This window comes from Streptomyces sp. NPDC048734 (assembly GCF_043198675.1).
Lineage (GTDB): Bacteria > Actinomycetota > Actinomycetes > Streptomycetales > Streptomycetaceae > Streptomyces.
The window spans coordinates 307,359-314,210 of sequence record NZ_JBICUZ010000010.1 but is presented as its reverse complement, the minus strand read 5'-3'; the positions used below and the strand labels follow the sequence as shown (position 1 = coordinate 314,210).

Genomic DNA, 6,852 nt, shown 5'->3' with positions numbered 1-6,852 from the left:
TCGGCGAGCGGCTCGGCGTCTCCCAGATGCACGTCTCGCGGCTGATCTCCCGCCTCCTGGCCCGCCTGCGCGAAGGCATGCTCAGCACCAGCTGACAGCCCGGCCCCGGCCGCGGCAGTCGAAACGGGACCCGGCATCCGGGTCCCGTTCTTTGCCGTGTCCGCGTGTCCGCGTGTCCGCGTGTCCGCGTGTCCGTCGTGCGCACACGTGCGGGAAGACGCGAGGGGGTGATGGCGGCTCGTGCCCGCCCGCTCTCCACGGTCCCGCACGCGGAGCCGGCGGCAGATCCGCGGCGACGTCCCCGCGTGAAAACTTTCTCGTCGCGGCCCGCGCGCTCGTCCGCCGGTGTCCGCCGATCCGCCGGGGCCCGCCGCCGCGCCTCGGCGCCACCGCTCATCGGGGGCAGGGGAGTGCCCCCGCACTCTCCTTGAGTTCTAGTGGTCGCGGGGGCACTCTCGCCGGGAGGTTCACAGGAAGCGCCGGATCGGGAGGACCGCGGACTCCTTGGCCCGTTGCAGCGCTGCCCGCCGTCTCCACCGCCTGAGGTCGATGTCCACACTGTCGCGCAGGTCCGCGTCGTAGTCGCGGTCGAGCGCGGCGGTGAACTCCTCGTCCAGGACGGCGAGCATCACCTCTTCGTCGTGGTCCATGGACCGGCGGTTGAAGTTCGTGGACCCGATGAGGGAGGCCACCGAGTCCACAGTGATGATCTTGGCGTGCATCATGGTCGGCTGATACTGGCGGATGTGCACGCCGGCCTCCAGCAGCCGCGTGTAGTGGTGCTGACCGGCGAGCTGGCAGGCCCGCTGGTCGGTGTGGGGCCCGGGGAGCAGGATCTCGACGCACACACCGCGCCGCGCGGTCTCGCACAGCAGGTCGATGAAGTAGGTGTCCGGGGCGAAGTAGGCGGTGGCCAGCCGGAAGCGTTCCTCGGCGGAGGTGAGCATGACCCGGATGAGCGTCTGCATGTCCTGCCAGCCGATGCTCGCGGAGCCGCGCACCACCTGCACCACCGACGAGCCGGCCTGCGGGTGTGCCGTGAAGCGGTCACGGTCGTCGAAGAGTTCGTCGTGGCACTCGGCCCAGTTCTGCGCGAACGCGGCCGCGATGCCGTCCACGGCCGGACCGCGCACCTGGACGTGGGTGTCCCGCCACTCGCCGGGGTTGCGGGCGTCGCCGCTCCACTCCTCCGCGATGCCGACGCCGCCGGTGAAGGCGGTGTCCTCGTCGACGATGAGGGCCTTGCGGTGGCAGCGGTGGTTCTGCTTGAACGGTGACAGCCACGCGGGCTTGCGGAACCAGGCCACCTGGACGCCCGCCTCGCTCATCAGGTTCAGCAGCCGCCCTTCGATCTCCTTGGCGCCGAAGCCGTCGAGCAGCAGCCGGACGCGCACTCCCTCGCGGGCGCGGTCGGCCAGTGCGGCGGCGAAGTCGTGCGCGATCTGACCACGCCAGTAGACGAAGGTCATCATGTCGATGGTGTGCTCGGCCGAACGGATCGCCCCGAGCATCGCGGGGAAGATCTCGTCACCGTTGCGCAGGGGCACCAGCACGTTGCCCTCGGTGGCGGCCACGCCGATCAGCCGCTCCAGACGACGGCGCAGGCGCTGCTTGCGCGCCGCCGTGTCGGGTGCGCCGCCGTGAGCGCGGGGCGCCGGTATGTCGTCGAGTATCACGCCGAATCTCCCACTGGACCGTGAAGGCAAACGTCAAGGGCCGCCGCGACGGCCCGAACAACCGGATGCCCGGTCGGCGGCGCGGCACTCCAGCCCTCGCGGGCTGGATTGAGGCCGGGGCGCAGGGGCACGCGCACCCTCACAGGGACGGCCCCGCCGCACGGGCGGGGCGGGCGGCGGAAGAGAGGCGGGTCGAGGATGGCGGAGCGAGCGACGGTGTCCGGGCGAGAGGTCGGGCCGGCGGGCCCCGAGGGCGTTCGGAAGCCGCCGTTGCGGCCCGGTGGATACGACCCGGCCGACTACGCCCCGCAGGTGGCGCGCTGCGCCGCAGAAGCGGGAGTCTCACCGCTCCTCGTGATGACCGTCCTGCACAACGAGGCGTACAAACCGCACCATCCGTTGCTGGAACGGCTGTGGCAGTGGTGGAAGCCGGGAGCGTCCTTCGGACTGGCCAACATGCACCGTGCGACGTTCGAGCGGGTCCGGCGGACGCACGGCCTGTCGAAGCGGTGGCGGGACCTCCGCGAGGATCCCGCGTTCGCCATCCGGGCGGCGGCCCTGCATCTGCAGGACCTCGACCGCACCCTTCCGGAGCGGCACGCGCGCCGCTACACCCGCGACGAACTCCTCGCCCTCGGCTACAACACGGGCGAACGCAACATGCGGGCCTTCGCCTGCGGGGTCCCGCCGGGCCCCATGGCACGGTCGTACCTGCGCCGTTTCCGCGCACACCGCGACCGGGCCGCCCGGGCTCTGGCCGCTCCGGCCGAAGACGGCCGGGCGGCGGCGTCTCCGGGCGAGCGGTCGCGGTAGGTATCGCGGTAGGTGGGGGGCGGCGGTTGGGGTGCCGTCGGCCTCTCGGCGGATCCCGCACCACCGAGTCCGTGGCCACAGCGGGTGGCGCGCCTCGGCTCAGCTGCGGGCCGGTCGGCTCAGCTGCCGGCCAGTGACAGTTTGACGGCGAACCCCAGGAAGAGTGCCCCGGCGGCCGAGGTGGCCCCTGCGCTGAGCGTCCTCCGACGACGGAACGCAGCAGCTAGACGAGACCCGCCGAAGATGAGCGCAGACAGGTACAACACGCTTGCCAACTGGGCGAGTACGCCTAGAGTCACGAACCCCACGACCGGGTTGGACTCTGACACGAACTGCACGAAGAAGGCGACGAAGAACAGGATGGCCTTGGGGTTGAAGAGGCTGATGACCAAGGCCCGCCGGAAGGGACGCTCGTCGGCGACGGCGGCGGACCCGGCACCGGACCCGGCCCGCTCCCGCCGGCCGCGCCACATCCCCCACGCGGCCCGGAGCATCCCGACGGCCAGCCAGGTCAGGTAGCCGGCGCCCGCGTACTTCACGATGCCGAAGAGCACGGCGTTGCCCTGGAGCAGGGAGGCGACACCGGCGGCGGAGAGCGTCATCAGCACGGCGTCGCCGCACCACACGCCGGCCGCGGCGGTGTAACCGGCCCGCACCCCACGCCGGGCGGCCACGGAGAGGACGTACAGCGAGTTGGGGCCGGGCAGCAGGATGATCAGGGCGAGCCCTGCCAGATAGGTGGGGAGGTCGTTGACGCCGAACATGGCAGGAAGTGTCGCACGTCGGTACGGCGTCTCCCAGGGGTGTTCTCGAACACCGCACCCGCAGGTACGTCCAGGTCGCCGCGTCTTGGGCACGATCCCCCGATCCCCCGGACAGGCCCTCGGTGACGCCGCTCCCCGGTGTCACCTCGGTCGGGCCGCCTCCGTCCGGTGTCACCTCGGTCGGGCCGCCTCCGCCTCCTCGCCGTCCACGGGGATGCCCAGGCGGCCGGTCACGGTGGTGAGGGCCGCTCCCAGCGGAAGCGCCACCCGGGCCGCCGCGTGCCGGTCGCCCCGGGTCGGATCGAGGTTGACGATGTGAACGGGTTTCCCCGCCTCGGCCGCCTGGCGGACGAACCGCAGCCCGGACATGACCGTCAGCGAGGAGCCCAGGACCAGCAGTGACGTCGCTCCGCGGACCAGTTCACGACAGTCCTCGACCCGCTGCGGCGGAACGGGTTCACCGAAGAACACCACGTCCGGTTTGAGGACGCCGCCGCAGTCCGCGCAGGGCAGCGCGCGGAAGTCCCCGACCTGCTCGTCGGTGAGGTCGGCGTCGCCGTCCGGGTTGACTCCCGCGGCCACCGGCGCGAAGCCCGCGTTGGCCTCCGTCAGCCGTCGGGCGAGTTCCCGGCGCGCGCTGACGGCGCCGCAGGAGAGGCAGACGACCCGTGCCAGGCTTCCGTGGAGTTCCACGACGTCCTCACTGCCGGCGGCCTGGTGCAGGCCGTCGACGTTCTGGGTGATCACACCCGAGAGCAGTCCGTGCCGGCCGAACGCGGCCACGGCCCGGTGCCCGGCGTTGGGGCGGGCGCGGCCGAAGGTGCGCCAGCCCAGGTGGCTGCGCGCCCAGTACCGGCGCCGGGCCCGGACGTCGGCGGTGAACTCCTGGTAGGTCATCGGGGTGTGCCTGCTCAGACTTCCGTCCGCGCCCCGGTAGTCGGGGATGCCCGACTCCGTGGAGATGCCCGCCCCGCTGAGGACCAGCACACCGCCGGTGCTCAGCGCCTCGACGACCGGCTCCGGGTCCGTGGTGCCCGGCGGCAGGTCCTCGGTGGGCGTCCAGCTGAGGGTGGGGCGCGTGCGCATGCGAACCAGGGTACGGAACCGGCCGCCGCGGGCTCCGGTTCCCCGACACCGCCCGGACCCGCACCGGCTCCGTGAACGCGACCACCGCGCGCCGGATGGCCGACGGCTGTGCGTATGCGGAGGACAGGACGCCGACGGACGCCTCGTGGCGCTCGACGAGAGGACCGGCGACGTCGCGTGGCCGCACCGACGCCGCCCGGCACCGCCGCCCACGCCGGGTTCGACGAAGAACGCGGTGATCACCGAAGCGCGGTGGTCTGCGGGTCGGGGTGGTTCCCGGGACCTTCGGTCCGGGCGGTCAGCGGGGTCGGTGAGAGGACCGTGTCCTCCTCACCCGGTTCGAGGAGGGTGGCGGCGGCACCGACGATGAGCGGGTCCGGCTTGCCGACCGCTTCCGGATCCTTGGGCGTGTAGTCGATCCGGTGGAGCAGGCTGCGCATGGCTTCGAGGCGGGCACGTCGCTTGTCGTTGCTCTTGACGACGGTCCAGGGGGCGTGTTCGGTGTCGGTGGCCCGGAACATCTCCACCTTGGCCGTGGTGTAGTCGTCCCAGAGATCGAGCGACTTGACGTCGGTCGGCGACAGTTTCCACTGGCGGACCGGATCGACCTGGCGGATCGCGAAGCGCGTCCGCTGCTCCGCCTGTGAGACGGAGAACCAGAACTTGACCAGGATGATGCCGTCGTCCACCAGCATCTTCTCGAACGGCGGACACTGCTCGAGGAAGAGTTCGTACTCCCGCTGCGTGCAGAAGCCCATGACGCGTTCGACTCCCGCCCGGTTGTACCAGGAGCGGTCGAAGAAGACGATCTCCCCCGGTCCGGGGAGGTGGCTGACGTAGCGCTGGAAGTACCACTGCCCCTTCTCGCGCTCCGTGGGCTTCTCCAGCGCCACGATGTTGGCGCCGCGCGGATTCAGGCGCTCGGCGAAACGCTGGATCGTGCCGCCCTTGCCCGCGGCGTCCCGGCCCTCGAACACCACGACCAGGCGGCCGCCAGTGTCCTTGATCCAGCGTTGCAGCTTGAGCAGTTCGATCTGCAGGACCCGCTTGCGTTGCTCGTAATCCTTGCGCGTCACTTTGTGGTCGTACGGGTAGTTGTCCCGCCAGGTGGTGATCGATTCGCCGGCTTCGTCGAGCAGTATCGGCTGTTCCGGGCGGCGGTCGTCGACCGTCAGACCGTCCAGCAGCCGTGTCTCGATCTCCTCGTGGTCCATTCGGTCCTCGCTCCCTGCGTGGGCGGCCGTGCCTTCTGGGTCCCACGGGGCGTTTGCCCCGAACAGGAGGCTTCTCACCTCGGTGAACGCGGCGTCGCCCGGCCGGCGCCCGGGCGCTTCGCCGGGAGGGGGCCGGCGCCGGTGTCCCCGCGGCCCGCGGCGGGCGACGCCGCCTCCCCGCACCAGCGGCGGGGGAGGGGCGTCGACGGCGGGGCGGGTCTGTCGATCAGCCGGCCCCTGAGCCCTTCCGCCTGGCCTCGTCCGCGAGGTTCTTGCCGGAGTCACGCGCCTGTTCCGTGACCTGGCCGGCCTGGCCGCGCGCCTCGTCCTGGGTGGTGCGGGCAGCTTGCGCGGCAGTGTCCTTCACCTCGGCGGCCGCGCTCTGGGTCACTTCCTTGGCACCTTCCTTGAGGTGCTGCGCGGACTCCGCGGCGGCCTGCTTGACCGGCTCCAGCGCCTCGCTCTCCATGAGATCGGACGCCTTCTGCTGCTCGGCCTCGGAGGTGGGCAGCAAGGAGGACGCCAGCACTCCGACGCCGAAGGCGACCAGGCCGGCTGCCAGGGGGTTGCCGCGTGTCTGACGGCGGGCCAGGTCGGGCGCCTGCCGCACGGCTTGACCCGCCTGGTCGGCGGAGTCCCGCACCGATTCGACCGCGTGCCCGGTGCCTTCCTGGAGGGAGGCGGCCGTGGACTGCGCGGCACCGGTCACACCGTGGGCGGTGTCCGACGCCGTACCCATCACCCGCTCACGGATGCCCGACACGGTGCCGCGCATCCGCTCCTTGCGGCGGCGCACCGCCCGCCGGGGGCTCGTACGATCGGCGAGCCGGTCCACGTCCGCGGACAACCGGCCGCGGGTGGCCTCGATCTCGGCCCTCATTTGGTCGGATGACGTGCCCATTCCGCGTTCTCCTTCATGGTCTCGACGGTCTGCTCGGGTTTCGGGGAGACGGTGCGCATCCGTTCGCGGCCCTTCTGGTACAGCACGGCCGCGACGACGGCCCACACGGCGGTGACGATCAGGGCGGCCCAGCCCCCGTCCATCACGTTGGCCAGGCCGAGTACGGCGGCCAGGGACAGGAACAGCAGGACCATGTAGCCGGCGAAACCGGCGCCGCCGTACATCCCGGCGGCCTTGCCGGCCTTGGAGGCCTCCTCCCTGATCTCCGTCTTGGCCAGCTCGACCTCCTGGCGGAAGAGCGTCTGGAGGTCCCCGGTCACCTCGGACAGCAGCCGGCCCATGGACCGGTCCTGTTCCCGCGGCTCGGTCGAGCCGGGGGCGGGGGAGAGCGAAGCCAT

8 protein-coding genes and 1 pseudogene are annotated in these 6,852 nt (G+C 71.8%); 3 read left to right on the top strand and 6 right to left on the bottom strand.

Translation table 11 applies throughout. The features are described from left to right. Positions 1-95, top strand: a 95-nt coding sequence (locus ACGFQC_RS26050) for a sigma factor-like helix-turn-helix DNA-binding protein (protein WP_363093014.1), incomplete at its 5' end; no start/stop codon positions are given. Between the two features lie 372 nt (positions 96-467). Here ACGFQC_RS26050 and ACGFQC_RS26045 read toward each other — a convergent pair. After that, positions 468-1,676 (bottom strand): phospholipase D-like domain-containing protein, encoded by a 1,209-nt coding sequence (locus ACGFQC_RS26045; RefSeq protein WP_363093095.1) that lies wholly within the window; start codon positions 1,674-1,676, stop codon positions 468-470. Between the two features lie 270 nt (positions 1,677-1,946). On the opposite strand from ACGFQC_RS26045, the gene ACGFQC_RS26040 reads away from it, so the two are divergent. Further along, complete coding sequence (locus ACGFQC_RS26040; protein ID WP_363093096.1) at positions 1,947-2,489, top strand: lytic transglycosylase domain-containing protein; 543 nt, start codon at positions 1,947-1,949, stop codon at positions 2,487-2,489. Positions 2,490-2,608: 119 nt separating this feature from the next. Here the strand turns inward: ACGFQC_RS26040 and leuE are convergent, their stop codons facing one another. Next, on the bottom strand, positions 2,609-3,253 hold the full coding sequence (gene leuE, locus ACGFQC_RS26035) for a leucine efflux protein LeuE (RefSeq protein WP_363093097.1): 645 nt from the start codon (positions 3,251-3,253) through the stop codon (positions 2,609-2,611). Between the two features lie 171 nt (positions 3,254-3,424). Further along, positions 3,425-4,339, bottom strand: a complete 915-nt coding sequence (locus ACGFQC_RS26030; RefSeq protein WP_363093098.1) for an NAD-dependent protein deacetylase — start codon at positions 4,337-4,339, stop codon at positions 3,425-3,427. Between ACGFQC_RS26030 and ACGFQC_RS26025 the strand changes: the two are divergent. Continuing rightward, positions 4,338-4,526: pseudogene (locus ACGFQC_RS26025) on the top strand (hypothetical protein); the annotation flags it as partial. The gene ACGFQC_RS26030 and the pseudogene ACGFQC_RS26025 overlap by 2 nt on opposite strands. Positions 4,527-4,578: 52 nt before the next feature. Here the strand turns inward: ACGFQC_RS26025 and ppk2 are convergent. The 3 genes from ppk2 to ACGFQC_RS26010 form a co-directional block, all read right to left on the bottom strand. Next, complete coding sequence (gene ppk2, locus ACGFQC_RS26020; RefSeq protein WP_363093099.1) at positions 4,579-5,553, bottom strand: polyphosphate kinase 2; 975 nt, start codon at positions 5,551-5,553, stop codon at positions 4,579-4,581. Positions 5,554-5,779: 226 nt separating this feature from the next. After that, positions 5,780-6,454, bottom strand: coding sequence for a DUF3618 domain-containing protein (locus ACGFQC_RS26015; protein WP_363093100.1), 675 nt, complete (start codon positions 6,452-6,454; stop codon positions 5,780-5,782). Further along, the gene (locus ACGFQC_RS26010) at positions 6,430-6,852 is read right to left on the bottom strand and encodes a phage holin family protein (RefSeq protein ID WP_363093101.1); all 423 of its coding nucleotides are present in this window, start codon (positions 6,850-6,852) and stop codon (positions 6,430-6,432) included. Before ACGFQC_RS26010 ends, ACGFQC_RS26015 begins: the two co-directional genes overlap by 25 nt.

Excerpts from the sequence above, each read along its gene's own strand:
- ACGFQC_RS26010 (WP_363093101.1), bottom strand. The coding sequence starts at position 6,852 with ATGGCTTCGCTCTCCCCCGCCCCCGGCTCGACCGAGCCGCGGGAACAG.
- ACGFQC_RS26030 (WP_363093098.1), bottom strand. The coding sequence starts at position 4,339 with ATGCGCACGCGCCCCACCCTCAGCTGGACGCCCACCGAGGACCTGCCG.
- leuE (WP_363093097.1), bottom strand. The coding sequence starts at position 3,253 with ATGTTCGGCGTCAACGACCTCCCCACCTATCTGGCAGGGCTCGCCCTG.
- ACGFQC_RS26015 (WP_363093100.1), bottom strand. The coding sequence starts at position 6,454 with ATGGGCACGTCATCCGACCAAATGAGGGCCGAGATCGAGGCCACCCGC.
- ppk2 (WP_363093099.1), bottom strand. The coding sequence starts at position 5,553 with ATGGACCACGAGGAGATCGAGACACGGCTGCTGGACGGTCTGACGGTC.